Genomic DNA, 24,978 nt, shown 5'->3' with positions numbered 1-24,978 from the left:
TCCGTCGCTGCGCACACTGTACGCACTTTGGAACAGTGTGCGCAAGAGCGGATTCATGTACGCTAAATGCGAACGGTGTACGCAGAGAAGGGAACGCCCATGGCCGCCAGCACGAACCCGATCCCGTCCGTATGGGCCCGCCAGCAGCGCGAGCCCGACCAGCCCGTGCTCAGCCGGGCCGCGATCGTCCGCGAGGCGATCGTCATGCTCGACGCCGACGGCATCGACGCACTGAGCATGCGCAAGCTCGCCGCCCGCCTGAACGCCGGCGCGACCTCCCTCTACCGGCACGTGGCCACCAAGGACGAGCTGATGGAGCTCGCGGTGGACGAGGTCTTCGGCGAGATCACCCTCCCGCCCGCCGACAGCCCCGACTGGCGCGCCGCGGCCGCTGAGGCCTCCCAGGCGTTCCGGGCGACCGTCCTGCGCCACCCCTGGCTGTCATCCGTCCTCGGCCAGGCCGGCCTCGCCTACCTGGGCCCCAACCTGATGTCCTTCGGCGAGCGCCTGACCGCCCTGTTCACGGCCGCCGGCTTCCCCGAACCGGGCCGGGCCATCGACACCGTCGTCTGCTTCGTCGTCGGCATGAGCACCACCGAGTCGGCCTGGCTCACCACCGTCGCCCGGTCCGGCGAGACCGAGGCCGACTTCATCGCCCGGCTCATGCCCGCCGCCCAGGAGGCGACCGTCGGCTTCGAGCACCTCTCCGACGCCTACGAGGCCGCCGCCGCCGACCTCGACCCCGCCGCCGCCCGCGACGCCAAGTTCGAGTACGGCCTTGAGGTCGTCCTCGACGGCCTCACCCTCCGCCTGCCCCGCTGATCCGCTGCTGCGCTCGCCCGTCTCCCGCCGCCCGCCCGTCGCCAGAAGAGAACGACGCCCGCACCCCGCCCCGCAAGGCTCTCCCAAATGCGGGCGGGCCCGGGGCGGGGAGCGGGCACAATGGCGTAGTGATGGTCGGCCGTCCGGTGTCGGGGGGCCGGGGGTGTGTGGGATGGAGGCCCGGTGAGCGATCTTCCGCGCAAGGCAGTGACCCGCACGGCACGGCTCGCCGCCCTGCCCCTCGGGATAGCCGGTCGGGCCACGCTCGGGCTGGGCAAACGGATCGGCGGCCGGTCCGCCGAGGTGGTGACGGCCGAGCTCCAACAGGCCACCGCCGACCAGCTGTTCAAGGTGCTGGGCGAACTCAAGGGCGGGGCTATGAAGTTCGGGCAGGTGCTGTCCGTCTTCGAGGCCGCCCTGCCCGAGGAGGTCGCCGGGCCGTACCGGGCCGCGCTGACCAAGCTGCAGGACGCCGCTCCCCCGATGCCCGCCGCCAAGGTGCACACCGCGCTCGCCGAACGCCTCGGCGACGGCTGGCGCGAGCTGTTCCGGGAGTTCGACGACCGCCCGGCGGCCGCCGCCTCGATCGGCCAGGTGCACCAAGCGCTCTGGCACGACGGGCGCCGGGTCGCCGTCAAGGTGCAGTACCCGGGCGCGGGTGACGCGCTGCTCGCGGACCTGTCGCAGCTGAGCCGGGTCGCGTGGCTGCTGGGCCCACTGATCCCGGGGCTGGACATCAAGCCGTTGATCACCGAGCTGCGCGAGCGGGTCTCCGAGGAGCTGGACTACGAGCTGGAGGCGCAGGCGCAGCGCCGGCACGCCGAGGAGTTCGCGGACGACCCGGACATCGTGGTGCCGAGGGTCGTGGCGCAGGCCGACCAGGTGCTGGTCACGGAGTGGATGGACGGCACCCCGCTCGCGGAGGTGATCGCGAACGGCAGTCAGGAGGAGCGCGACCGGGCGGGGCAGTTGCTGGCCCGGTTCCTGTTCGCGGGCCCGTCGCGGACGGGTCTGCTGCACGCGGATCCGCATCCGGGCAACTTCCGGCTGCTGAAGGACGACGGTCCGGCGTCCGGCTGGCGGCTCGGGGTGCTGGACTTCGGCACGGTGGACCGGCTGCCGGGCGGGCTGCCGGCGCCGATCGGGGCGTCGCTGCGGATGGCGTTGGACGGGGACGCGGCGGGCGTGCTGGAGATGCTGCGCGAGGAGGGCTTCGTGAAGCCCTCGATCGAGCTGGATCCGGACGCTGTGCTGGACTATCTGGTGCCGATCATCGAGCCGGCCGCCGTGGGCACCTTCCACTTCACCCGGGCGTGGATGCGGGCGCAGGCGGCCCGGATCGCCGATCCGCGGTCGCCGGCCTACAACCTGGGCAAGCAGCTGAACCTGCCGCCGGCGTATCTGCTGATCCACCGGGTGACGCTGAGCACCATCGGGGTGCTGTGCCAGCTGGGGGCGAAGGCGCCGTTCCGGGCGGAGATGCTGGAGTGGCTGCCGGAGTTCGACGAGCGGAGGAAGCCGGTGCGCAAGCAGGCTCGCAGGCCGCGGAGCTGAGCAGGAGTCACAACGGCCGCAGGCCGCTCCCCATGACGGGGGGCGGCCTGCGGCACGACGGGGGTTGAACTGCGGCCGCGCGCTTACATCAGCGCGACGGCGAGGGCCTTGCGGGCCCGCAACGAGGCGCGCTCGGCCCGCTGCTTGAGCTTGCGCGCCCGGGCGATCCGGGTGACGAGCCGTTGGTGCTCGGCCTCGTGGAGTCGCTCTTGCATATGGGCACGGGCCAGGGATTCGTGGAGAAGTTGCATTTCGAGGGTCCTGTTCTGGATCTGAAGTTCGGTGGTCTGCTCGGCGCGGACGGTCGGATCGATGGCGGCGGCGGTCATGTGGTGGTCCTGCTCGTGGTGCGACGTCGGGAAGGGGGCGGTGCGGGCTGCGTCGGCCTTGGCGGCGGCGATCCGCACGGAGCGGCGGAGGGAACTGTCCAGCGGGGGCTGCTCTCCCCGGCGGACGGCTCCGGCTCCGTGGTCGGGGTTCACGCCACGACCTCGGTCTTGCGCGGACGGCCACGGGGCCGCTTGCGGGCCACGACGACGCCCTGGACAAAGAGCTCGCCACCCCAGACGCCCCACGGCTCGCGCCGCTCCAGGGCGCCGGCCAGACAGGCCTCCTTGACCGGGCAGGTGCCGCAGAGGGACTTCGCGTACTCGACGTCGGCGGGCGTCTCGGCGAAGAAGACCTCGGGGTCGAAGGCGCGGCAGGGGATGGGGAGACCGAGCGCCTCGGCCTGCTCGACGGAGCTGAGCTGCATGGAAGGAACCTCCGGGGGGTCGGCCTGGTCGGCCTTGGTGATCTGGCTTGTCGGCGGTACGGACGGGATGGGCGGCGTGATGACCGTGGACACTGTGGGCGTCTTCCTCGTCTTCTCAGTGGTTCCGGCCCAGCGGACTGGTGGTGCTGGGCCGGAGGCCCCGGGGGGCCTGGGTGGTCTTGCGTACCGGACAAAACAGAAGGGCCGCGGATCCCGGTGTGACGGGTTCCGCGGCCCTGGAGGTGCCGACCTGAGGCTGACTCAGGTTCGTTCTCTCCAGGGTTCAGGCCCGCGGAAGGCCCGCATCCGGATGGCCTTGGCGCCCATGAAGGCGGCCGCGGCCTGGTTGATCTGCTGCTCGTTCTGCTTCTGGGCGTTTCCGGCACCGATGACCTGCGCATAGTCGCCATGCGTGGCGGCGGCTACGAGTGCCTTCGGTGCCTGGGTCGGTCGCTCGTCGCGCAGGGAGCGCGGCGTGCCGAACGATGCCCAGTCGCGGGACAGACCGGTCTCGACACTGGCGCCTTCGACGCTCCTGCCGCCCGCGATGCAGAGATCAGTGTGTCCAGGACCACTGACAACGGCGGCGGGGACGACGGAGACACCGGTGGTGTCGAGACCCAGACCGGTTCCACCGAGCTCGGCGAGCGCCCGCAGGCGGGCGGCACGCAGGGAGGCAGCGACAACGGTCTGGCCAGTCATTTTGGTGATCATGATGTTTCCCACTGTCTTCGCCTCCTCTCGGCGTCTCGCGGAGCCAGGTTTCCCCGGCTCCGAATGTTCGGATGTCTGTCTCGGTGAAGCTGTTGGGCGCGGGAGATCGGGCACAGGCGTCACCCCGTGCGTTCGCGTCCCCTTGACCGCTCCGGCAGGCTATTGCGCTCCCGGTACGCCGCGCAAACTATTTTTCGCGGCGAGTCGCGCGGTGCGCTGTCGAAGTCGCGCGAGAGTCCCCCAAGCAGTCCCCTGGACCGCGCCCGGACCGGCTCACGCCGGTTCGACCGGACCGTCGTCCTCGACGCCGTCCGGTTCCTCCTCGGGCTCCTCCCCCGCGCACAACGAGAGCACGGCTGCCCCGTATTTGTCCAGCTTCATCGCGCCGACCCCCGAGATCGTCGCCAGCTCCTGGCGGCTCGCGGGCACGTCCTCGGCGATCGCCATGAGCGTCGCGTCGGTGAACACGACGTAGGCCGGCGCGCCCTGCTTGCGGGCCTGCCGGGCCCGCCACTCGCGCAGTCGCTCGTACAGCGCCTCGTCCATCGTGGAGGGGCAGCTCTCGCAGCGGCGCAGCTTGCGCTCGACGGCGTCGGTGAGCACGCGCTCGCAGACCCGGCACTTGACCGGCCCGCGGACCTTGCGCCCGGCGGCGCGCTCGCCGGGTTCGACGCCCCCGCGCCCGCCCCGCCCGCCGGTGCGTGCGCCGGGCGCGGAGGAGCCGGGGCGCAGCCCGTCCAGGAAGCGGCTGGGCTTGCGGCTGGCCCGGCCGCCCGGGGAGCGGGCGAGGGCCCAGGAGAGCGAGAGGTGTTTGCGGGCGCGGGTGACGCCGACGTAGAGGAGCCGGCGCTCCTCCTCGATCTGTTCGTCGGTCTTGGCGTAGATGATCGGCAGGGTGCCCTCGGTGAGGCCGACGAGGAAGACGGCGTCCCATTCGAGGCCCTTGGCGGCGTGCAGCGAGGCGAGGGTGACGCCTTCGACGGCGGGGGCGTGCTGGGCGGCGGCGCGGGCGTCGAGTTCGGCGACGTAGGCGGCGAGGTCGGCGCTCTGGCCGGCGGCGGCGCGGGAGCGTTCGAACTCCTCGGCGAGCCGGACGAGGGCGGCGAGGGATTCCCAGCGGTCGCGGACGGCGCCGGAGCCGGCCGGCGGTTCGGCGGTGAAGCCGCGGCTGGCGAGGACGGCGCGGACCTGGCCGGCGAGGTCGGGGGCGCCGTCGGTGAGCGGGTCGGAGGCGGCGCGGGCGGCGCCGCGCAGCAGGACGCCGGCGTCGCGGACCTCGGGGCGTTCGAAGAACCGCTCGGCGCCCTTGAGCTGGTAGGGGACGCCGAGGTCGGCGAGGGCCTGTTCGTAGACCTCGGACTGGCCGTTGGTGCGGAAGAGGACGGCGACCTCGCTGGCGCGGACGCCGGCGGCGAGCAGGTCCTTGATGCGGCGGGCGGTGGTCTCGGCCTCGGTGGGTTCGTCCTCGTACTCGTTGTAGACCGGTTCGGGACCGGCCTCGCGCTGGGAGACGAGTTCGAGGCGGTGGCGGGCGGCCTCGCCGCGGGCCTGGGCGAGCAGTCCGTTGGCGAGGTGGACGACCTGCGGGGTGGAGCGGTAGTCGCGGACCAGTTTGACGACGGTGGCCTCGGGGTGGCGGCTGCGGAAGTTGAGCAGGTAGTCGGGGGTGGCGCCGGTGAAGGAGTAGATGGTCTGGCTGGCGTCGCCGACGACGCAGAGGCTGGCGCCGCCGCCGGGGCCGGTCCACTGGTCGAGCAGGCGCTGCTGGAGCGGGGAGACGTCCTGGTACTCGTCGACGGTGAAGTGCCGGTACTGGGCGCGGACCTGGTCGGCGATGTCGGGCCGGTCCTCCAGGATGGCGGCGGTGAGCAGCAGGACGTCCTCGAAGTCGATGACGCCGCGGCGGCTCTTGGCCTCCTCGTAGACGCGGTAGACCTGGGCGGTCTCGGCCGGGTCGCGGGGGGCTTCGCGGCCGGATTTCTGGACGGCGGCGGGGTAGTCGTCGGGGCCGATCTGGGTGACCTTGGCCCATTCGATCTCGGCGGTGAGGTCGCGCAGTTCGGTGCGCTGGACGCGCAGGCCGCAGCGGCCGGCGGATTCGGCGACGAGCTGGACCTTGCGTTCGAGCAGCTGGGGCACCGGGCCGCCGACGGCGCGGGGCCAGAAGTACTGGAGCTGGCGCAGGGCGGCGGCGTGGAAGGTGCGGGCCTGGACGCCGTCGGCGCCGAGCTGGCGCAGGCGGCCGCGCATCTCGCCGGCGGCGCGGGCGGTGAAGGTGACGGCGAGGACCTGCTGGGGCTGGTAGACGCCGCTGCGCACGCCGTAGGCGATGCGGTGGGTGATGGCGCGGGTCTTGCCCGTGCCGGCGCCGGCGAGGACGCAGACGGGCCCGTGCAGGGCGGTGGCGACGGCGCGCTGTTCGGGGTCGAGCCCGGCGAGCACGGTGTCGGGGCCCGTGGCGGCCGCGGGGTCGGCCCAGAGGGCGCCGGGGTGGCCGTCGAGGGGGCTGCCGCTCAAGAGGTCTTCCTGCATGCGTTCCATCCTCTCAGCCCGGTGGGACAACGCGGGCGGGGTTGTCCACAGGGCCGGTGTGATCGCAGGATGATCGCTCCGCATCCCCGGGCTGACCGCATCCCCCGGGTCGACCGCCCGGAATCCCCGGATGTCGGCCCCGGAATGACCGCAGTCCGGCGGACGTTCGGTCCAGAGACCGTACGCCTTCTCTCCTAAGGAGCCCCCTCGATGTCCGGCACCGTGACGATGTACAGCACGACCTGGTGTGGGTACTGCAACCGACTCAAGAGCCAGCTGGACCGTGAAGGCATCGGCTACACCGAGATCAACATCGAGGAGGACCCGGCGTCGGCGTCCTTCGTCGAGTCGGTGAACAACGGCAACCAGACGGTGCCGACGGTCCTGGTGACGCCGGTGGGCGGCGGCGAGCAGGTCGTCATGACCAACCCGAGCCTGCTGCAGGTCAAGAAGGCCCTCGCCGCCTGAGTCACCCGAGCACCGGCCCGGCCCGCGCCGACCCCCGTCAGGGCGCGTCGGTCCGGGCCGGGTCGACGGGCGCGGCGGGCGCGGGCAGGGACGTGCGCGCGCCGAGGTCGCCGACGCCGTAGACGAGCCGGCTGCGGTCGGCCGAGTAGCGGGTCTCGATGACCCGGACCGGCCCGCGCCGGTCGTAGGTGACGCGGGTCTGCACCACGAGCGGGACGCCCGGGCCGCCCTGGAACCACTGCGCCTCCTCCGGCCCCGGCATCCGGGCCACGAGGTGGTCGACGGCGCCGATCTCGATGCGGCCGAGGGCGGCCAGCACCGCCTCGTCCCCGCCCTCGACGGGGTCGGGTTCCATCAGCGGGGTGCCGGCGGCGAGGCCGGCCCGGTAGTGGCTCTCCTCGATCGAGTACGGCTCGCGGTCGAGCATCCGCAGCTGGCGGCGGACCACGATGGCCTCGCCGGGGCGCAGTCCGAGCCGCTCGGCGATGTCGACCCGGGCCCGGACGATCATCATCTCGAAGTCGGTGCCGAGCTCCCGGCCAGCCTCGGCGGCCTCGCCGAGGTAGACGGCGCTGGGGACGGCCAGGCAGTCGCGCGGGGCGGGGGGCAGCGCGGGGCCGTAGGCGCGGTGGTCCAGGACGGGGTGTTCCCGCAGGTAGGTGCCCTTGCCCTGGAGGCGGACCAGCCGGCCTTCGTTGACCAGGACGTCGACGGCCAGCCGGACGGTGTTACGCGCGACTCCGTACTGGCGTTCCAGTTCGCTCTCGACCGGCAGGGCGGCGTCGGCGGTGAACTCGCCCTCGGCGATCCGGCGGCGCAGGTCGGCGGCGAGGCGCTGGTATTTGGGGGATTGGGCGGTGCCCCGGGGGATTGTCACCCGAGTGAATGTAGCGAGCGGGGTGACGCGGTTTCAGCCGTTTCCGGCAATGTCGTCCGCGCGGATCGGTGGCGCGCGCCGGGTGGCGCGGGGCAGGGGCAGCTCCGGCCCGTGCGGTTACGAACATCCGGGGGCGGCGGCGTCGGCAAAGGAAATGGGGGCGCGCGACATATGTCACGCGCCCCCGCTTCGCGGAACGCTCCTGCCGCGCAATTGCCGGCGGCCCCGGAAGGCGGCCCCGGAATTACCAGCGCGCCGAGGACGGCAGCGGTTCGCCGTACCAGAGTTCGACCAGATGACGCGCGATCGAAATCCCGGACGGCGGCAGGATCTCCCCCGCCTCCATCCCGGCCCGCAGCTCCTCGCGCGAGAACCAGCGCGCCTCGGCCAGCTCCTCGCCGTCCACCGTGATCTCGGTGCCGCCCGGCAGCGCCCGGCCGGTGAAGCCGAGCATCAGGCTGGACGGGAACGGCCAGGGCTGGCTGGCGACGTACCGCACCTCGCCGACCCGGACCCCGGCCTCCTCCTGGACCTCGCGGGCGACCGCCTGCTCGATCGACTCCCCCGGCTCGACGAAACCGGCCAGGGTGGACCAGCGGCCCTCCGGCCACAGCGCCTGGCGGCCGAGCAGGCAGCGGTCCTGCTCGTCGGTGATCACCATGATCACCGCCGGGTCGGTGCGCGGGTAGTGCTCGGCCGCGCAGGAGGTGCAGCGCCGCACGTGCCCGGCGCCGGCCTTCTCGGTCGGGTGCCCGCAGCGCGAGCAGAAGCTGTGCAGCCGGTGCCAGTGCTCCAGCGCCACGGCGTGCACCAGCAGCCCGGCGTCCCGGTCGGACAGCATCGCGCCGACCTCGCGCAGGCCGGCCGGACGGGCGTCGCCGTCCAGCCGCCCGGGCAGGCTCTCGCCGGCCAGCGCGAAGTACGAGACGCCGTCGTCGTCGGTGCCGAGGAAGTACCGGTCGCCGGTCTGCGGCGCCTCGAAGGAGGGGAGCAGGACCAGTTCGGTGCCCTGCGCGGTGTCGACCACGAACGCCTCGCCGCCGGCGATCGGCAGCACCCGGGTGGCCGGGTGGCTCCAGGCGGCCGCCAGCCAGGGTTCGTCGAACCGGTGCTCGGCCGCCCGGTCCACTCCGTCCCGGGCCAGTGCCAGGTGCAGTGGGCGTTCGGTCTCAGGCACGGTGCTCACTTCGTTCCATCCCCACGTGATGAATCATCCGGATGAGTGATCTGACTGCCATGCTGGGCCCTAACGCTCACGCGCCGGGCCGGAAGTTCTCGGCCAGGTCGCCCCACAGGTGGGCGGCGGTCTCCACGCCCTTGGCCAGCAGGTCGAGTTCGACCTTCTCGTTGACCGAGTGCCAGCCGTCCGAGGGCACCGAGATGCCGAGGAAGAGCACCGGCGCGCCGAGCACGTCCTGCAGGTCCGCGGCGGGGCCGGAGCCGCCCTCGCGGGTGAAGAGGATCTCCTGCTCGAAGGCCCGGCCCATCGCGCGGACGGTGGACTGCAGCGCCGGGTGGTCCAGCGGGGTCAGGCAGGGCCGGGTCGTGCCGGGGAAGACCAGCTCGTACCGGATGCCCTCGGGCACCCGCTCGGCCACCCAGGCCCGGACGGCCTCGCGGACCTTCTCCACCTCCTGCCCGGCGACCAGCCGGAAGGAGAGCTTGAGGTGCGCCGAGGCAGGGACGATGGTCTTGCCGCCGGGGCCGGTGTAGCCGCCCCAGATGCCGTTGACCTCGGCGGTCGGGCGGGCCCAGATGCGCTCCAGGGTGGAGTAGCCGGCCTCCCCCTGCGTGCCGTACGACTTGGCGACCTTGAGCCACTGCGCCTCGTCGAACGGGAGCTGGGCGAAGAGCTCGCGCTCGCGGTCGGTCAGCTCGATCACGCCGTCGTAGAAGCCCGGGATGTCGACCCGCCGGTCGGAGTCGTGCAGGGCGGCGGCCAGCTCGGCCGCGACCACCGCCGGGTTGGGGACGGCGCCGCCGAAGGAACCGGAGTGGATGTCGGTGTCCGGACCGTACAGGTCGATCTGCGCGTCGGCCAGGCCCCGCATGCCGGTGCAGACGGTCGGCGTGGTCTCGGACCACATGCCGGTGTCCGAGATGATCACCACGTCGGCGGCCAGCCGGGCGGCCTCGCGCCGGACCAGGTCGGCGAAGTGCGGCGAGCCGGACTCCTCCTCACCCTCGATCAGCAGCTTGAGGTTGACGGCCGGCGCGGTGCGGCCGGTGGCGGCCAGGTGGGCGCGCACGCCGAGGGTGTGGAAGAAGACCTGGCCCTTGTCGTCCGCCGCGCCGCGGGCGAACAGCTGCTTCCCGACCACGGTCGGCTCGAACGGCTCGGTGGCCCAGCCGTCCTCCTTCGCGGCGGGCTGCACGTCGTGGTGCCCGTACACCAGGACGGTCGGCGCGGACGAGTCCCCGGAGGGCCACTCGGCGAAGACCGCCGGCAGGCCGTCCGTCTCCCAGACCTCGGCCACCGGGAAGCCGGTGTCGCGCAGCTTGACGGCCAGCCACTCGGCGGAGCGCCGCACGTCCCCGGCCCGGGCCGGGTCGGCGGAGACCGAGGGGATGCGCAGCCAGTCGGACAGGTCGGCGAGGAAGGCGGCCTGGTGCTGGTCGATGTAGGAGCGGACGGCGCTGTCCGGGGTTCTCGTCATACGGACGACTGTAGTTCGCCCGTACGGGTGCCCGCCCCGGCCGTCCGGCTGCCGGGCGCCCCGGGGCCTGTAACGTCCGTCACCCCCGGCCGCGCCGGACGGCGGACGGGGGTGACGGGGTTCAACCGGAGCAGCTCAGCCAGGCTCAGCCGGAGCGGCGCAGCAGCGAGATCCGCGAGCGGGTGACCAGCGCCGCGAGGCCCGCCGCGATGACCGGCAGGGCGATCACGATGAGGGCGACGTGGATCCACGGGAAGACCACGAGCGACCGGTTGGCCAGCTCCTCGGCGCTGATGCCGGGGTAGGGCTTGACCGCGCCCAGCACCTTGCGCAGCGCCACCGCGGGGACGACGCCGCAGACGGCGCCGAGCAGGGTGCCCATGGCCGCGATGACCCCGCACTGGAAGCCGGAGAGCGAGCGCCGGATCCGGGGCGTGGCGCCGACCGCCGCGAGGGTGGTCAGGTCGCGCTGGGAGTCGGCGGCGGCGAGCCCGGTGGCGATGCCGGCCGCTCCGAGGGCGACGAGGGCGGCGAAGCCGGACAGGCCGAGGGTGATGAGGTCGCCCTTGGTCTGGTAGCCGCGTTCGACCGAGAACTGGGTGTGGTCGGCGAGCTTGCCGAGGGCGCCCGCGGCCTTCTGCTCGGCGGCGTCGCCGGGCATGCCGTCGGGCAGCCAGACCGAGCCGGCTTCGGCGACACCGAGGCCGAGGCGGCGGGCGGTGTCGGGGCTGAGGACGGCCTGGGCGGTCTTGATGGACGTGGTGACGAGGACGGCATCGACGGTGATCTCGTGCCGGCGCTTTCGGTAGTCGTCCCCCGGGCCGGCGATCGGGCCGCCGGCCGGCGGCGGGTCGTTGGTTTCGAGGATGAGCTTGCCGTCCTTGATGTAGCGCGGGTCGAGGACGACGGCCTTGCCGTCGGCGAGGGCCTTGGCGGCGGCCGGGTCGGTGATGCCGTGCAGGTTGCGCAGGAGGGCGGCGTCGCCGGCGCCCACGCTACCGTAGATGCTGAGGCCGCGGTGGCCGTTGAACTGGCAGCGCTGGTCCTCGTTGCGCATCCGGGTGATCTCGGCGCCGGAGAGCTCGGTGCGGTCGTCCTCCAGGGGGCAGCGGAGTTCCTTGGGCAGGGCGGGGGTGACGTAGCCGCAGCTGCCGTTGCCGTCCACGCAGTTCGCGGGGTAGCGGAGCTTCTGGACGTCGGCGCGGGGGCCGAGGCCGGGCATGTTGGACTCGACGGCGTTGCGCATCTGCGGCAGCAGCGAGCCGTCGGCGGCGGGGCCCCAGCCGGTGGCGAGCATGACGGCGCCCGCGGGGGCGGAGGCCTCGTAGCCGCGCCGGTAGCCCTCGTCGGTGCTGGTGACGTAGATGGAGACGGCCACGGAGCCGGCGACGGCGGCCATGACGGCGGCGACGGCGGGCGCGGTGCGGCCGCGGTGACGCACCGAGTCGCGCAGGGCGAGCCGGGGGCCGAGCGGCAGCCAGCGGCCGATCCGGCCGAACAGGCCGACCAGGTAGGGCACCAGGGCGACCATGCCGAGTTCGGCGATCACCGAGCCGCCGAGGACGGCGACGCTGCGGCTGGCGAAGCCGCTGGTGGCGCCGAGCAGGGCGAGGGCGGCGCCGCCGCCGAGCATCAGCAGGCCGATCAGGGCGAGCCAGCGGCTGGGCGGCTTGAGCGAGTCACGGCCGGTGAGTGCGGCGACGACGTCCTGCCGGGCGGCCTGGACGGCCGGGACGATGGCCGCGAGCAGGCCGGTGACCAGGCCGATCAGCAGCACGCCGAGCAGGTCGAGCGGCTGGAGGGCGAAGTGGCCGAAGCGGCTCCCGGCGTACTCCTCGGCCTGGGTGCGCAGCAGGGCGACCAGGCCGACGCCGAGTCCGAGGCCGACGACGGCGCCGGTGGTGCCGAGGACGACGCCGCCGCCGAGGACGACCGCGCGGACCTGGGCGCGGTCACCGCCGCCCGCGGCGAGCAGGCCCAGCTGCCGCCGGGAGCGCCGGGCCCCGACGGCGAAGGCGGGGCCCGCGAGGAGCACGATCTCCAGCAGGGCCATGCCGGCGACGGTGGCGAGGATGACGACGCCGGTGCGGTCGAGGAGGCCGGTGGAGCTGCCCTCCGCGTCCTGTTCGGCGTACAGGGGCACGTCGGCGCGCGGCGGCGGGTCGACCATGACGCGGTGCGAGGCGGCGGTGAAGCCGTACTTGTTGAGCTCGGTGACCTTGGCCCAGTCGAGGACGGCCCCGGCGGGCAGCTTGACCAGCCACTGGTCGAGTTCGCGCGGGGTGCCGCCGGCGTGGCCGCCGGGCAGCTTGGCGAGCGGCTCGATCAGGTCGCCGGGGCGGGCGACGAGGGTGGTGGAGGTGAGTTCGCCGGGGTACTCGACGACGCCGGTGATGGTGAAGGGGGTGGCTTCCAGGCCGCGGACGGACGTGGTGCCGCCGAGCTTGAGCCGGGAGCGGTCGAGGAAGGCCCGGGTGACGGCGACCTCGTGGCCGGCGCCGGGGGCGCGGCCCTCGACCAGGTTGACCTTGCCCCGCCAGACCGGGTCGGTGAGGTCGGCCTCGACGGTTTCGACCGAGATCAGGCCCTCGGCGCTGGTGGTGGCCGTGTACGGGCCGCGGCCCTCGGGGATCAGGGTGGTGCCGGCCGGCAGGAGCCGGCGGGCGAGTTCGGTGGGATCGGTGTCGAGGCTGAGCTGCTGCTCAGGGGTGCGGTCGGGCTTGCCGTCCTTCGTGGCGGGCGGCGTGAAGGCGAGGCCGCCGTCCGGGTCGGGGGCCTGCTTGAGCGTCACGCCGCGTTCGACCATGCGCAGTTCGCCGTCGGCCTGCCCCATGGTGCGGACGGCGCGTTCGGCGGGGCCGAGCTCGGCGCTGCGGAAGACGACGTCGGCGCCGGTGACGCCGAGGACGGGCAGCGCGACCATGGCGACGACGAGGGCGCTGCGGCCCTTGGCGCGCAGGGCGTCGCGGCGGGCGATGCGCAGGGCGACCCGCCAGGAGCTGAGCTTCACTCCTCCCCCTGGCGCTTGGCGTTGGCGGCGGCGCTGACGAGCAGGCTGCCGGCGTCCTGGCTGATGCTCTCGTCGACCATGCGGCCGTCGCGCAGGAAGACCACGCGGTCGGCCCAGGCGGCGTGCCTGGCCTCGTGGGTGACCATCATGGCGGCCGCGCCGGCGTCGCAGCGGGCGCGCAGGACGGCGAGGACGGCCTCGCCGGTGGTGGAGTCGAGGGCGCCGGTGGGTTCGTCGGCGAGGACGAGGCGGCGGTCGCCGATCAGGGCGCGGGCGATGGCGACGCGCTGCTGCTGGCCGCCGGACATGTCGTCGGGGAAGCGGTCGGCGAGCTCGGGGATGCCGAGTTCCTCCAGGGCGGCCAGCGCCTCGCGGCGGGCGGCGCGGGCGGAGAGGCCGTCGAGTTCGCGCGGGAGGGAGATGTTCTCGGCGGCGGTGAGGGCCGGTATCAGGTTGTAGTCCTGGAAGACGTAGCCGACGGAACGGCGACGCACCTCGGCGAGCCGCTTGCGGTTGAGGCCGCCGAGGGCAACTCCCTCGACGAGGACCTGGCCGGTGGTCGGGGTGTCGAGGCCGCCGGCGAGGGTGAGCAGCGTCGACTTGCCGGAGCCGGACGGGCCCATGACGGCGACGAACTCGCCCGGGTGCACCCGCAGGTCGATGCCGCGCAGGGCGTGCACCTCGGCGGCGCCCTGCCCGTGCACCCGGGTGATGCCGTCCAGGTGCAGGACGGGCCGGCCGCCGCTGCTGGTCGGGTCGGTGTGGGACACGATCCCCCCTTGCTGGTTCTGGGCTCGGGGTCGTGGCCGAGCCGGTGGTTCGGGACGTCGGTGAGGCTGTCGGCGAGGCTGCTGGTGAGGCCGCCGGTGAACTGCCGGTGGGCTCAGGACCGCGTGCGGCGACGGCCGGGCCGGAAGGTCCTGGCGGTCTCCTGGCCGGCCGCCTCGGCGGCCCTGGCCTGTTCGATCTCGGCCTGCTGGGCGAGGCGGGTCTCGCAGTGGTCGAGCCAGCGGATCTCGGCCTCGGTCTGGAAGATCAGCTGTTCGAGGACGAGCAGCCAGGCGAGGTCGTTGTTCGCGGAGGCGGAGGCGGTGCCCGCGCCGAGTCTCGGCTCGCCGGCCAGGGCGCGGCCCTTGAGCCGGGTGTAGTCCTGGAGCGCCTTGATGCTGTGCCGGCGCTGGCCCTGGACGACGGCGGAGACGTCCACCCCGGGGACGGTCACCGCCATGGCGAGCTTGATCGCCAGCTCGTCGCGCGGGGGGTTGGTCCGGGGCACCGGGGTGTCGAACCAGGCCCGCAGTTCGGCCCGGCCGGCGTCGGTGACCTCGTAGAACTGGTGGCCCTCCTCGTCCTCGCCGGCGGGCTCCACCAGACCGTCCCGTTCCAGCCGGGACAGCGTGGTGTAGACCTGCCCGACGTTGAGCGGCCAGGTGGCGCCGGTGCGCGCCTCGAACTCGGTGCGCAGCTGGTAGCCGTAGCGCGGGCCCTGGCCGAGCAGGGCGAGCAGACCGTGACGGATGGACATACTCAGTATGTATACCCGGTATGCCCTACCGGCTCAAGCGGCGCCCCCTCCGCCGGCGAGCGGGTACCGTCGTGCGGTGTGAGCCAGTTGCGCATCGCCACCTTCAACCTGTTGCACGGTCAGCCGCTCGCCCCGGACGGCGCCCCGCGGCCCTACCCGGCCGACGCCGGCGGGCCGTTGGCGCAGGCGGTGGCGGCGCTGGACGCGGACGTGCTGGCCCTCCAGGAGGTCGACCGGCACCAGTCCCGCTCCGGCGGCACCGACCAGGCGGCCGTCGCGGCGGCGGCGATGGGCGCCGCGGACTGGCGCTTCGCCGCCGCCCTGCACGGCCGCCCGGCGCCGGTGGCCGGCTGGGTGCCGGAGCCCGCGGTGCCGAACGGCCTGCGGGTGTACGGGCCGGGCGAGATCGGCGACGGCGCCCCGCCCTCGTACGGGACCGCGCTGCTGACCCGGCTGCCGGTGCGGCACTGGCGGGCCCGCCGGTTCGCCCCGGCGCCGTTCGGGCTGCCGCTGCGGGTGGCCGGCCGGCGCGGGCTCACCCCGGTGCCGGACGAGCCGCGGGCCGCCGTGGCGGCGGTACTGGAGGGCGAGCGCGGGCCGTTCACGGTGGTGGCGGCGCACCTGTCCTTCGTCCCCGGGTGGAACATGGCGCAGCTGGCCGGCATCCGGCGGTGGATCGCGGACCTGCCGCAGCCGTACCTGGTGCTGGGCGACTTCAACCTGGTCGGCGCGGTGCCGCGGACCGTCCTCGGCGGGGCGACCGCGCTGGAGCGCACCGCGCCGCGGACGCGGGTGCGGGAGCTGCGGGCGGCCCGGCGGGTCCGGCCGGCCCTGGCCGAGCCGCGCCGGCGCCGGGTGCGCGAGCCGCGCCCCCGGCTGCAGGGCTGGTACGACCTGGCCCGCACCCCGACGTACCCGTCGCACCGCCCGGCGGTGCAGTTCGACCACGTGCTGGCGGTGGGCGTGCCGCGCGGCGCGGTCGGCCCGGCGGCGGCGCCGCGCGCCGGGGTGTCGGACCACCGGCCGCTGGTGGTCGAGGTGGCGCTCTAACCAATCACCGGCGCGCCAGGGCCCCGTTCTGGTGCGGGACATGGGCGTCGGCGGTCAGCGGCGGGTCGTACTGCAGGAGCAGCATCGCCGCGTCGTCGCCGAGCTGGCGGCCGACGTGGCGCACCACGTCCTCGTGCAGGCGCCGCAGGACGTCGGCCGGGCGGCCGTCCGCGCAGCGCGGGAACCGTTCGGCGAGCGGATAGAAGGCGCCGGAGCGGTCCCGGGCCTCGATCATCCCGTCGGTGAACAGCAGCACCCGATCCCCGGACTGCAGCACCGTGCGGTGCACCGGCGGGCGGACGTCGGCCGGGTCGAGCACGCCCAACGGCGGTACGGTCTCGGCAAGTTCGAGCGGACGAACCTCGGCACCGCGCAGCAGTAGCGGCGCGGGGTGCCCGCAGTTGACGATCTCCGCGGCGCCGTCCGGCCCGACGCCGATCAGCACCAGGGTGACGAACTCCTCCTCCACGCCCGGGTGGTCGTTCTCGTGCAGCGCCCGGTCGAGGCTGACGGCCAGCCAGCCGGCCACCCGGTCCAGCGCGGGCTCCTGGTGCGCGGCCTCGCGGAAGGCGCCGAGCACGGCGGCGGCCGTCTCGACCGCGCCGAGGCCCTTGCCGCGCACGTCGCCGACCACGGCCCGTACGCCGTGCCGGGTGTTGACCACCTCGTACAGGTCGCCGCCGATCCGGGCGTGCGCGGCGGCGGCCTCGTAGTGGACGGCCGCCCGCACGGTGCCGACCCGTTCGGGGACCGGTCTCAGCAGTACCCGGCGGGCGATCGAGGCGACCAGCTGGGCGTCGGCCAGGGCCCGCTCCTGCCGCAGCCGCAGGGTGGCGCTGACCCAGCCGATCGCCGCGACCAGGACGATCGCGACGACGCTGGCGGCGTGCACGGACTGGCCGAGCACGTCGCCGCGAAAGGCCATCAGGAAGGCCACGGCCTCGGTGCACAGGCCGATGGCGAGCGGGTACCAGGTGCGGCGGCTGACCACGGCGGCCAGCGCGGGTACGGCGGTGAGGGCGGGTTCGACCGTCACCTCGGTGCCGCTGAGGTAGTCGAGGACGACGATCAGCGCCGTGCCGATGAACGGCAGCGCGAGCGCCGTCCGCGGCCAGGTGCCGGTCACGCCCGGAGCGGGTCCCGGGGTCGGCCCGGTGAACCGCTCTCTGATCCATCCGGTCGCGCTCAACTTCGGTTTCTCCAGCAGAAGACGCCGATGCCCGCGGGCACCTGCGGTGATGACTGAGGGTTAGGGAATGCGGGCCTCGCTGGCGGCCGGAGTACGGGGGTTGACCGGTTACCGACCCCACAATAGGCGCGAAACGTGCACTACGCACAGGTTTCGCCCGTTGCCGTGATGACTTGGATGCTCTCCGTGACTCATTCTTCACTGTTCCCGATCAGGAGCCGTTCCAACTCTTTTCGGTCGGGAAGTCCCGCCGGACGCTCGATCCGCCCACTACGGACGTACAGGAACGACGCCGTGACCTGCTCCAGGGGAACGCCCGCCTGCTCGGCCCAGGCGACCCGGTAGATCGCGAGCTGCAGCGGGTCGGCGGTCTCCTCGCGCTGGGTCTTCCAGTCCACCACTTCGTAGCGTGACGTACCACCCGATCCTGACGTTTCGTCACCTTCCCGGTAGACCGCGTCGATCCGGCCGCGCACCACCCGGCCCGCCAGCACCAGCTGGAACGGCGCCTCCACCCGGTGCGGCGCCCGGTTCGCGTACGGGGTGCGCAGGAACGCCTCCTTGAGCCGCTCCAGGTCCTGCTCGTCCTCGATGCCGTCGTCGTCCGCGCCCGGCAGCGCGCCCGGCTCGATCAGCAGCAGCGGCTCGATCCTCGACTGCACCCACGCGTGGAAGCGGGTGCCGCGCCGGGCGGCCGGCTGCGGCGGGCGGGGCATCGGCCGAGCGAGGTCGTGCGCAAAGCCGTCCGGGTCGGCGGCCAGCCGAAGCACCTGGGTGGCGGACAGCGCGGCGGGCAGCGGCACCTCCCGGACGCTGCGCCGGGAGCGCTCCAACTCGCCCAGCAGCGCGGTGAGATCGCGGTCCCAGGACTCCACCTGGCGGCGGTCCTCGGCACCCATCGGCTCCGGCCCGCCCTGAGCCGAAGGGCCCGCCGGAGCGACGAGCGTCGGCGCCGGGTCCGAGGGCCCGGAGGCGAACGGGCGAGTCACTGTCGGCGCCCCGGCGAGGCGGCCGCGCACCACCTCGGCGACCCGGCGGCGGGCGTGCTGGGCGGCCGGGTCCAGCGGCAGCGGCCAGGGCCGCTCCACCGACGCGGCCAGCGCCGGGTTCCCGGCGCCCTTCTCCGGCTGCTCGGCCCAGTGCTCGATCTCCCCGCCGCCGGGCTGCTCGCAGTGCTCCCGCAGCTGCTCCAGGAAGGCGGACGGGCCGCGGACGGTCTTCTGGGTGGGCCCCCACCAGTGGCCGGAGGCCAGCAGCAGCGAGCGCGGGCGGGTGAACGCGACATAGCCCAGCCGCAGTTCCTCGGTGCCGGAGTGCTCGGCCAGCTCCTTCTTGAACGCGGCCATCGACTTGCTGTTCCACCCGCCGCGCACGTCCGGCAGGGTGGCCGCGTCACCGCGCAGGGCGTGCGGGAGCACGCGCTTGGTGCTGGTCCAGCGTTCGCGCGGGGTGCCGGACGGGAACGCGCCCTTCACCAGACCGGGCACCGCGACGACGTCCCACTCCAGGCCCTTGGACTTGTGCGCGGTGAGCACCTTCACGGTGTCCTCGCCGCCGGGCAGGCTGCTGTCCAGGCCGCGCTCGTACTCCTGGGCGGCGCGTAGGAAGCCGAGGAAGGCGGCCAGGCCCGGGTCGCCGTCCAGGTCGGCGAAGGAGGCGGCCACGTCGAGGAACGCGTGCAGGGTCTCCCGGCGGCGGGCGGCCAGCGCCTGCGGGGAGGCGGCGAGTTCGACCTCCAGGCCGGTGGCGGCGAGCACCCGGTGCAGCACGTCCATGAGCGGCTCGGCGAGCGAGCGGCGCAGGTCGCGCAGCTCCTGGGCGAGGCGGGCGAAACGCACCCGGGCCTCGGCGGAGAAGGCCAGGTCGTCCGGCTTTTCGGGGTCGAGGAAGGTCTCCACCGCGTCGGCCAGCGAGACGACCTCGGTCGGGTCGGTCTCGGCGACGGCCGCGGCCAGCGCCTCCACGCCCTCGGGGCGGTCGGTGCGCACCAGGTCGGCGGCCCGGCGCCCGAGCAGGGCGAGGTCGCGCGGGCCGATCCGCCAGCGCGGGCCGATCAGCAGCCGCACCAGCGCCGCGTTGGCGGTCGGGTCCTGGAGCACCTCGCAGACCGCCACCAGGTCGGCCACCTCGGGCAGCTGCAGCAGCCCGCCGAGGCCCACCACCTCGACCGGCACCTCGCGGGCGACCAGCGCCGCGTGGATGTCCGGGAAGGACGCGCCGCCCCGGCACAGCACGGCGATCCGGCCGGGCGCGGTGCCGGTGCGCACCAGGTGGGCGATCGAGTCGGCGAGCCAGTCGATCTCCTCGGTATGGGTGGGCAGCAGCGCCGCCCGCACGTAGCCGTCCCGCTCGGCGCCGGGGGCCGGACGCAGCGCCTCGACGCCCTCGTGCATCGCGCGCAGCGGCGCGGCGAGGTCGTTGGCGAAGGCGAGCAGCCGCCCGCCGCTGCGGCGGTTCTCACTGAGCGCGTAGCGGGCGGCAGGGTGGCCGCCGGCCCGCGGGAAGTGGCGGGGGAACTCGTCGAGGTTGGCGACGGAGGCGCCGCGCCAGCCGTAGATCGCCTGGCAGGGGTCGCCGACGGCGGTGACGGGGTGGCCGGCGCCCTTGCCGTCGGGGCCGGCGCCGAACAGGCCGGCGAGCATCAGCCGCTGCGCGACCGAGGTGTCCTGGTACTCGTCGAGCAGCACGACCCGGTACTGGCCGCGCAGCAGCTCGCCGACCTCGGGCCGCTGCTGGGCGAGCCGGGCGGCGGCGGCTATCTGGTCGCCGAAGTCCATCAGCCCGGCGGCGCTCTTGCGGCGCCGGTAGTCCTCGACCAGGCGCAGCAGCTCCAGCCGGGCCCGGGCGGTGACCGGGACGGCCCGCAGGTCGTCGTTGCTGAGCCTGACGGTGGCGAGGGTGTCCAGCAGCTCCTCGTCGTGGGCGCGCAGCGCGTCCGGCTCGACGAGGTGCTCGGCGAGTTCGCCGTCGAGGGCGATCAGGTCGGCGACCAGGTTGGCGAAGGTGCCGGTGAGGGCGGGGAACGGGCCACGGGCGGTACGCAGCACCTTGGCGGCGAGCTGGAACCGGGTGGCGTCGGCGAGCAGCCGCACGTCGGGCTCTATGCCGATCCGCAGGCCGTGCTCCTTGAGCAGGCGGCCCGCGAAGGCGTGGTAGGTGGAGATCTCGGGCTCGCCGAGCGGCTCGCCGCCGTCCTCGTCGGCGACCCCGGCCCGCAGCAGCGCGGCGCGCACGCGCTCGGCGAGCTCGCCGGCGGCCTTGTTGGTGAAGGTGAGGCCGAGGACCTCCTCGGGCCGGACGGCGCCCGAGCCGACCAGCCAGACCACCCGGGCAGCCATCACCGTGGTCTTGCCGGACCCGGCACCGGCGACGATCACGGCCGGTTCGAGCGGGGCGCCGATGGCCGCCATCTGCTCCCGGTTGAACGGGATCCCGAGCAGCTCCTTGAGCTGGTCGGGATGGCTGAGCACGGCGGTCACCCCGCAACGTTAACCGGAGCGACGGACAGCCGGTCGCGCCCCAACCCTCATTCGACGAGTTGGGCCCCGTCCCGCTGGGCGGAGCAGCTGCGGCGGAACGTGCAGCGGTCGCAGCCGCCGCCCGTCTGCGGGACGAAGCGCTCGGCGAGGACCCGGCCGGCCGCGTCGGCGAGCAGGTTCTCGATCCACGGCTCGCCCTCCGGCGGCTCCTGCCGCTGCACCTTGGGGGCGTCCTGGGCGGCCTTGGCGGCGGGCTCGCGCAGGTGGACCAGCTCGGCGCCGCCGGTGGCCGGGGGCCGGTGCCCGAAGCCGGGCAGCTCGTTGAGCGCCCCGGCCCGGACGGCCAGCTGGTAGACGGCGAGCTGCTTGTGCTCGGGCAGCGACTTGTCGGTGGGGATCTGCTTGCCGGTCTTGAAGTCGACGACGTAGGCGCGCCCGGCCTCGTCCTTCTCGACCCGGTCCATCGAGCCGCGGATGCGCACCGCGACGCCGCCCACGTCGAGGGTGACGTCGAAGCCGTGCTCGGTGGCGACGACGTCCCGGCCGCGCTCCAGCACGTGCCAGTTCAGGAAGCGTTCCAGGGCGGCGCGGGCCTCGGTCTTCTCCTGCTGGGACTTCCAGGGCGCGTCGAAGGCCAGCGCGTCCCAGACGGTGTCCAGGCGCTCCATGAGGACGGCGAGGTCGGCGGGGGTGCGCCCGGAGCCGACCTCGTCGGCGAGCGCGTGCACCACGTTGCCGAAGCCCTGGGCGGCGGAGCCCGCGCCGCGTGCCTTGACCTCCTTGTCCAGGAACCACTGCAGCGAGCAGTTCTCCAGCTGCTCCAGGCCGCTGCCGGACAGCCGCACCGGCAGGTCGGCGCTGCGCAGCGGTTCGGGGGCGGCGGTCGGGTCGTCCAGGCCCCACCAGCGGTCGGGGTGGGCGGCGGGCACCAGCGGCAGCCCGTCCTCGTCGGTGGCGGCGGCGAGGGTGGCGAGCCGTTCGGCGGCGGCCCGGCGCAGCTCGGGCGAGCGGGCGGGGTCGACGGTGACCGCGCGCAGCTCGGCGACCAGCGCGGGGACGGACAGCGGGCGGCGCGGCCGGTGGGTGACGTCCTCGACGGTGACCGGCGGGGTGCGGCGCACCACCTTTCCCGTCCGGGGGTCGACGTCCTCGCGGTAGAGCTCGCGCAGGAAGCGGGAGGGCTCGTCGCCGTCCTCGGCGGGCGCCTTGACGGCGGTGACGATCAGCCGTTCCTTGGCCCGGGTCGCGGCGACGTAGAAGAGCCGACGCTCCTCGCCGAGCAGGGCGGCCGGGGAGAGCGGTTCGGCGAGGCCGTCGCGGCCGATCCGGTCGGCCTCCAGGAGGGAGCCGCGGCGGCGCAGGTCGGGCCAGAGGCCGTCCTGGACGCCGGCGACGACGACCAGGCGCCACTCCAGGCCCTTGGAGCGGTGGGCGGTCATCAGCCGGACGGCCTCGGGGCGGACGGTCCGCACGGTGAGGGTGTCGGCGGCGATGTCCTGGGCCTCCAGCTCGGCGAGCAGGTCGAGGGCGCTGCGGTGGCCGGTGACCTGCTCCTCTGCGCGGGCGGCGGTCTCGAACAGGGCGCACAGCGCGTCGAGGTCGCGGTCGGCGTTGCGGCCGGCGGCGCCGCCGCGCAGGGCGGCCCGTTCGAGGCGTTCGCGCCAGCGGCGGCTGCCGTCCCACAGCGCCCACAGCGCGTCCTCGGCGGTGCAGCCGCCGGCCAGCATCTCGCGGACCTTGCGCAGCAGGGTGCCGAGGTCGCGGGCGCGCCGGGAGTGGGCGGGGTCGAGGGCGATCAGCCGCTCGGGCTCGGCGAGGGCCTCGCGGATCAGCTCGCCGGCCGGGCGCGGGGCGGCGGCGGGGCGGCCGTCGGCGCGCAGCGCGGCGCGTTCCTCCTCCCGCAGGGCGCGGCCGAGGCGGCGCAGGTCGGAGCCGTCGAGGCCGCCGAGCGGGCCGGTGAGCAGGGCGTGGGCGAGGTCTGTGGTGAGCGGGTCGGGGGTGTCCGGGTCGCCGTGCCGGTCCCGGGCGGCCTGCTCGGCGCAGACCCGCAGGGCGAGCAGGAGCTGGGCGACGGCCGGCTCCTCGCGCAGCGGCAGGTCATCGCCGTCGATCTCCAGCGGGACGCCGGCGGCGCCGAGCGCCCGCCGCACGCTGGGGATGGAGCGGCCGCCGGCCCGGACCAGGACGGCCATCTCGCCCCACGGCACGCCGTCCTCCAGGTGGGCGCGGCGCAGCAGGTCGGCGATCGAGTCGAGCTCGGCGCCGGGCGTGGGGTAGGTGTAGACCTCGACCCGGCCGCCCTCGCGGGAGGGCAGCAGGGCGCGGTGCTGGGCGAGCTTGTCGGCGGGCAGCCGGCCCATCGGCATCCGCCGGGCGAGCTCCCGGGAGGCGGCGAGCAGGGCCGCACCGGAGCGGCGGGATACGCGCAGCACCTTGACCTCGGCGGGGCTGCCGTCGGCCTGCCGGAAGGTCTGCGGGAAGTCGAGGATGCCGTTGATGTCGGCGCCGCGGAAGGCGTAGATCGACTGGTCGGGGTCGCCGACCGCGACGAGTTCCCGGCCGCCGCCGGCCAGCTGGCGCAGCAGCCGGACCTGGGAGGGGTCGGTGTCCTGGTACTCGTCGACGAAGACCACCTCGTAGCGGCGGCGCAGGTCCTCGCCGACCTCGGGGCGTTCGGCGAGGAGGACGGCGCGGTGCACGAGTTCGGCGTAGTCGAGGACGCCGCGCAGGTCGAGCACGTCGAGGTAGTCGGCGAGGAAGTGCGCGGCGGCGGCCCAGTCGGGGCGCTGGACGCCCTGGGCGAAGCGTTCGAGTTCGGCCTCGCCGAGGCCGAGTTCGCGGCTGCGGGCGAGGACGGCGCGGACCTCGTCGGCGAAGCCGCGGGTGGTCAGGCAGGCGCGCAGGTCGAGCGGCCAGTGGATCCGGGAGCCCGCGGCGGAGCCGTTGATCGACTCTGTCTGCTTGGCGTCCTCGGCGCCGCCGGCCAGCAGCTCGCGGACCATGACGTCCTGTTCGGGGCCGGAGAGCAGCCGCAGCGGCTCGGCGTAGTCCTGCGGGTCCTGGTGGGCGCGGAGGAGGGCGTAGCAGAAGGAGTGGAAGGTGGTCGCCTGCGGTGACCGAAGCACAGCCGCCTGCGGTGACCGAAGCACAGTCGCCTGCGGTGACCGAAGCGCAGCCGCCTGCGGTGACCGAAGCACAGCCGCCTGCGGGGCGGCGGCGGAGGCGCCGAGGCGGCCGGACATCCGGTCGCGCAGCTCCATCGCGGCCTTGCGGCTGAAGGTGAGGACGAGGATCCGCTCAGGGTCGGTGCCGCGCTCGATCCGCCGGGCGACGGCCTCGACGAGCGTGGTGGTCTTGCCCGTCCCCGGTCCGGCGAGCACCAGCAGCGGCCCGCCGGTGTGCTCGACCACGGCGCGCTGGTAGGCGTCCAGCACGGGCGGGGCGGGCTGGGCGAGCGGGTTGCGCACGAGCCGGTAGGGGGTGCTCACGGAAGTTCCTGGGGTCGAACAGGGGCATGGCCGGGCGGGCCCGCCGGGGCCCGCCCGCATCGAGCCTACGATCCTGCCCCGTCAATCCCGTCCGCGTGGCGGTTTCGGTGCATCTCCGGCGGAGGGATGTGGCTCCCCGCCGTCCCACCGGGCCCGCTTGAGATCCACCCGGGGCGGGTCGGAGAGTTCTCGCAGCGGGGTGCCCTCCTCGCCGTAGTGGGCGAGGGCGCGGTGCTCGTGGCCCGACAGGAACCGGCCGTCGGCGCGGATCACCCGCCACCACGGCACCGAGCCGCCGTAGAGCGCCATCACCCGTCCGACCTGGCGCGGGCCGCCCTGCCCGAGGTATTCGGCAACGTCTCCGTAGGTCATCACCCGGCCGGGTGGAATCCGCTCGGTCAGGTCGAGCACCAGTTCGGCGAAGGGCGGCAGCTCGCCCGGGAAGCCGTCTTCGTCAGCGTCCGTCACCTGCGGCATTCTTCCTTACAGGGGCGCACTCGCGGCCCCGTACGAACGATCCGCCGCGCCCGATCCGGCCCCTGTCCCGCACGGGGGGCCGGGGCATGCCACCATCTTCGGGGCGGTGAGTGGTGATACGAGGACAAGACCAGATGACCGGGACGGCTGACGTGGGCACGCACAAGGACTCCGACGAGTCCGCCGCCCGCATGCCCGAAGGTCCCGGTGGTGAGCCCGCTCCCGGGCCGACCCCGGAAGTCTCCCTGATCAAGGACCGGACGATCAAGACCCCCCAGCCGACCGGCCCCGCCGCCCAGACCCCGGCGCGGCCGCTGCCCGAGCCCACCCGGGCGCCCGAGGCCGCGCCCACGCCCGCCGGCTCGGCGGGCGCACCGGCGGG

General features: G+C 74.4%; 18 protein-coding genes and 1 pseudogene. 5 read left to right on the top strand and 14 right to left on the bottom strand.

Annotated features, from left to right (window positions below; genetic code table 11):
• Window positions 1-99: 99 nt before the first annotated feature.
• Complete coding sequence (locus KV557_RS23385) at window positions 100-822, top strand: TetR/AcrR family transcriptional regulator C-terminal domain-containing protein (RefSeq protein ID WP_218203379.1); 723 nt, start codon at window positions 100-102, stop codon at window positions 820-822.
• A 183-nt stretch (window positions 823-1,005) separates the two neighbouring features.
• On the top strand, window positions 1,006-2,376 hold the full coding sequence (locus tag KV557_RS23380; protein WP_218203377.1) for an ABC1 kinase family protein: 1,371 nt from the start codon (window positions 1,006-1,008) through the stop codon (window positions 2,374-2,376).
• 83 nt (window positions 2,377-2,459) lie between these two features.
• Here KV557_RS23380 and KV557_RS42890 read toward each other — a convergent pair whose 3' ends face one another.
• From KV557_RS42890 to KV557_RS23360, 4 genes are all read right to left on the bottom strand, one after another.
• Window positions 2,460-2,705: a hypothetical protein gene (locus tag KV557_RS42890; RefSeq protein WP_256177852.1), complete on the bottom strand. Its 246-nt coding sequence runs from the start codon at window positions 2,703-2,705 to the stop codon at window positions 2,460-2,462.
• Window positions 2,706-2,854: 149 nt separating this feature from the next.
• Window positions 2,855-3,223, bottom strand: coding sequence for a WhiB family transcriptional regulator (locus KV557_RS23370; protein WP_374106663.1), 369 nt, complete (start codon window positions 3,221-3,223; stop codon window positions 2,855-2,857).
• A gap of 168 nt (window positions 3,224-3,391) precedes the next feature.
• The gene (locus KV557_RS23365; protein WP_218203371.1) at window positions 3,392-3,856 is read right to left on the bottom strand and encodes a hypothetical protein; all 465 of its coding nucleotides are present in this window, start codon (window positions 3,854-3,856) and stop codon (window positions 3,392-3,394) included.
• A 261-nt stretch (window positions 3,857-4,117) separates the two neighbouring features.
• A complete protein-coding gene (locus tag KV557_RS23360; RefSeq protein ID WP_308130037.1) occupies window positions 4,118-6,286 on the bottom strand; it encodes an ATP-dependent DNA helicase UvrD2 in 2,169 nt (722 codons plus the stop codon).
• Window positions 6,287-6,586: 300 nt separating this feature from the next.
• On the opposite strand from KV557_RS23360, the gene KV557_RS23355 reads away from it, so the two are divergent.
• Window positions 6,587-6,844 (top strand): mycoredoxin, encoded by a 258-nt coding sequence (locus tag KV557_RS23355; protein ID WP_218203367.1) that lies wholly within the window; start codon window positions 6,587-6,589, stop codon window positions 6,842-6,844.
• 37 nt (window positions 6,845-6,881) lie between these two features.
• Here KV557_RS23355 and KV557_RS44525 read toward each other — a convergent pair whose 3' ends face one another.
• From KV557_RS44525 to KV557_RS23325, 6 genes are all read right to left on the bottom strand, one after another.
• The gene (locus tag KV557_RS44525) at window positions 6,882-7,721 is read right to left on the bottom strand and encodes a GntR family transcriptional regulator (protein WP_218203365.1); all 840 of its coding nucleotides are present in this window, start codon (window positions 7,719-7,721) and stop codon (window positions 6,882-6,884) included.
• Between the two features lie 244 nt (window positions 7,722-7,965).
• Entirely contained in the window at window positions 7,966-8,907 is a 942-nt protein-coding gene (gene nudC / locus KV557_RS23345; protein WP_218203363.1) for an NAD(+) diphosphatase, read from the bottom strand.
• Window positions 8,908-8,974: 67 nt separating this feature from the next.
• The gene (locus KV557_RS23340; protein ID WP_218203360.1) at window positions 8,975-10,378 is read right to left on the bottom strand and encodes a dipeptidase; all 1,404 of its coding nucleotides are present in this window, start codon (window positions 10,376-10,378) and stop codon (window positions 8,975-8,977) included.
• A gap of 145 nt (window positions 10,379-10,523) precedes the next feature.
• Window positions 10,524-13,388, bottom strand: coding sequence for an FtsX-like permease family protein (locus KV557_RS23335; RefSeq protein WP_218203359.1), 2,865 nt, complete (start codon window positions 13,386-13,388; stop codon window positions 10,524-10,526).
• On the bottom strand, window positions 13,385-14,158 hold the full coding sequence (locus tag KV557_RS23330; RefSeq protein WP_218203357.1) for an ABC transporter ATP-binding protein: 774 nt from the start codon (window positions 14,156-14,158) through the stop codon (window positions 13,385-13,387). The genes KV557_RS23335 and KV557_RS23330 overlap by 4 nt, the downstream gene beginning before the upstream one ends.
• Before the next feature lie 113 nt (window positions 14,159-14,271).
• Window positions 14,272-14,913, bottom strand: a complete 642-nt coding sequence (locus KV557_RS23325) for a PadR family transcriptional regulator (protein WP_218203355.1) — start codon at window positions 14,911-14,913, stop codon at window positions 14,272-14,274.
• Window positions 14,914-14,991: 78 nt separating this feature from the next.
• Here KV557_RS23325 and KV557_RS23320 point away from each other — a divergent pair, with 78 nt between their 5' ends.
• The gene (locus tag KV557_RS23320) at window positions 14,992-15,963 is read left to right on the top strand and encodes an endonuclease/exonuclease/phosphatase family protein (RefSeq protein WP_218203353.1); all 972 of its coding nucleotides are present in this window, start codon (window positions 14,992-14,994) and stop codon (window positions 15,961-15,963) included.
• A 4-nt stretch (window positions 15,964-15,967) separates the two neighbouring features.
• On the opposite strand, the gene KV557_RS23315 is transcribed toward KV557_RS23320, so the two are convergent.
• The 4 genes from KV557_RS23315 to KV557_RS23300 form a co-directional block, all read right to left on the bottom strand.
• The gene (locus KV557_RS23315) at window positions 15,968-17,089 is read right to left on the bottom strand and encodes a PP2C family protein-serine/threonine phosphatase (protein ID WP_218203351.1); all 1,122 of its coding nucleotides are present in this window, start codon (window positions 17,087-17,089) and stop codon (window positions 15,968-15,970) included.
• A gap of 254 nt (window positions 17,090-17,343) precedes the next feature.
• On the bottom strand, window positions 17,344-20,631 hold the full coding sequence (locus KV557_RS23310; RefSeq protein ID WP_218203348.1) for an ATP-dependent DNA helicase: 3,288 nt from the start codon (window positions 20,629-20,631) through the stop codon (window positions 17,344-17,346).
• Between the two features lie 47 nt (window positions 20,632-20,678).
• On the bottom strand, window positions 20,679-24,179 hold the full coding sequence (locus tag KV557_RS23305; RefSeq protein ID WP_218203346.1) for an ATP-dependent helicase: 3,501 nt from the start codon (window positions 24,177-24,179) through the stop codon (window positions 20,679-20,681).
• A gap of 21 nt (window positions 24,180-24,200) precedes the next feature.
• A complete protein-coding gene (locus tag KV557_RS23300) occupies window positions 24,201-24,596 on the bottom strand; it encodes an MGMT family protein (protein ID WP_218203344.1) in 396 nt (131 codons plus the stop codon).
• Window positions 24,597-24,730: 134 nt separating this feature from the next.
• On the opposite strand from KV557_RS23300, the pseudogene KV557_RS23295 reads away from it, so the two are divergent.
• Window positions 24,731-24,978 (top strand): annotated as a pseudogene (locus KV557_RS23295) (hypothetical protein); the annotation flags it as partial.

The organism is Kitasatospora aureofaciens (assembly GCF_019192735.1).
GTDB classification, from domain to species: Bacteria; Actinomycetota; Actinomycetes; order Streptomycetales; family Streptomycetaceae; genus Kitasatospora; species Kitasatospora aureofaciens_A.
The sequence above is the reverse complement of the archived record's forward strand: the minus strand, read 5'-3'. Positions and strand labels throughout refer to the sequence as shown.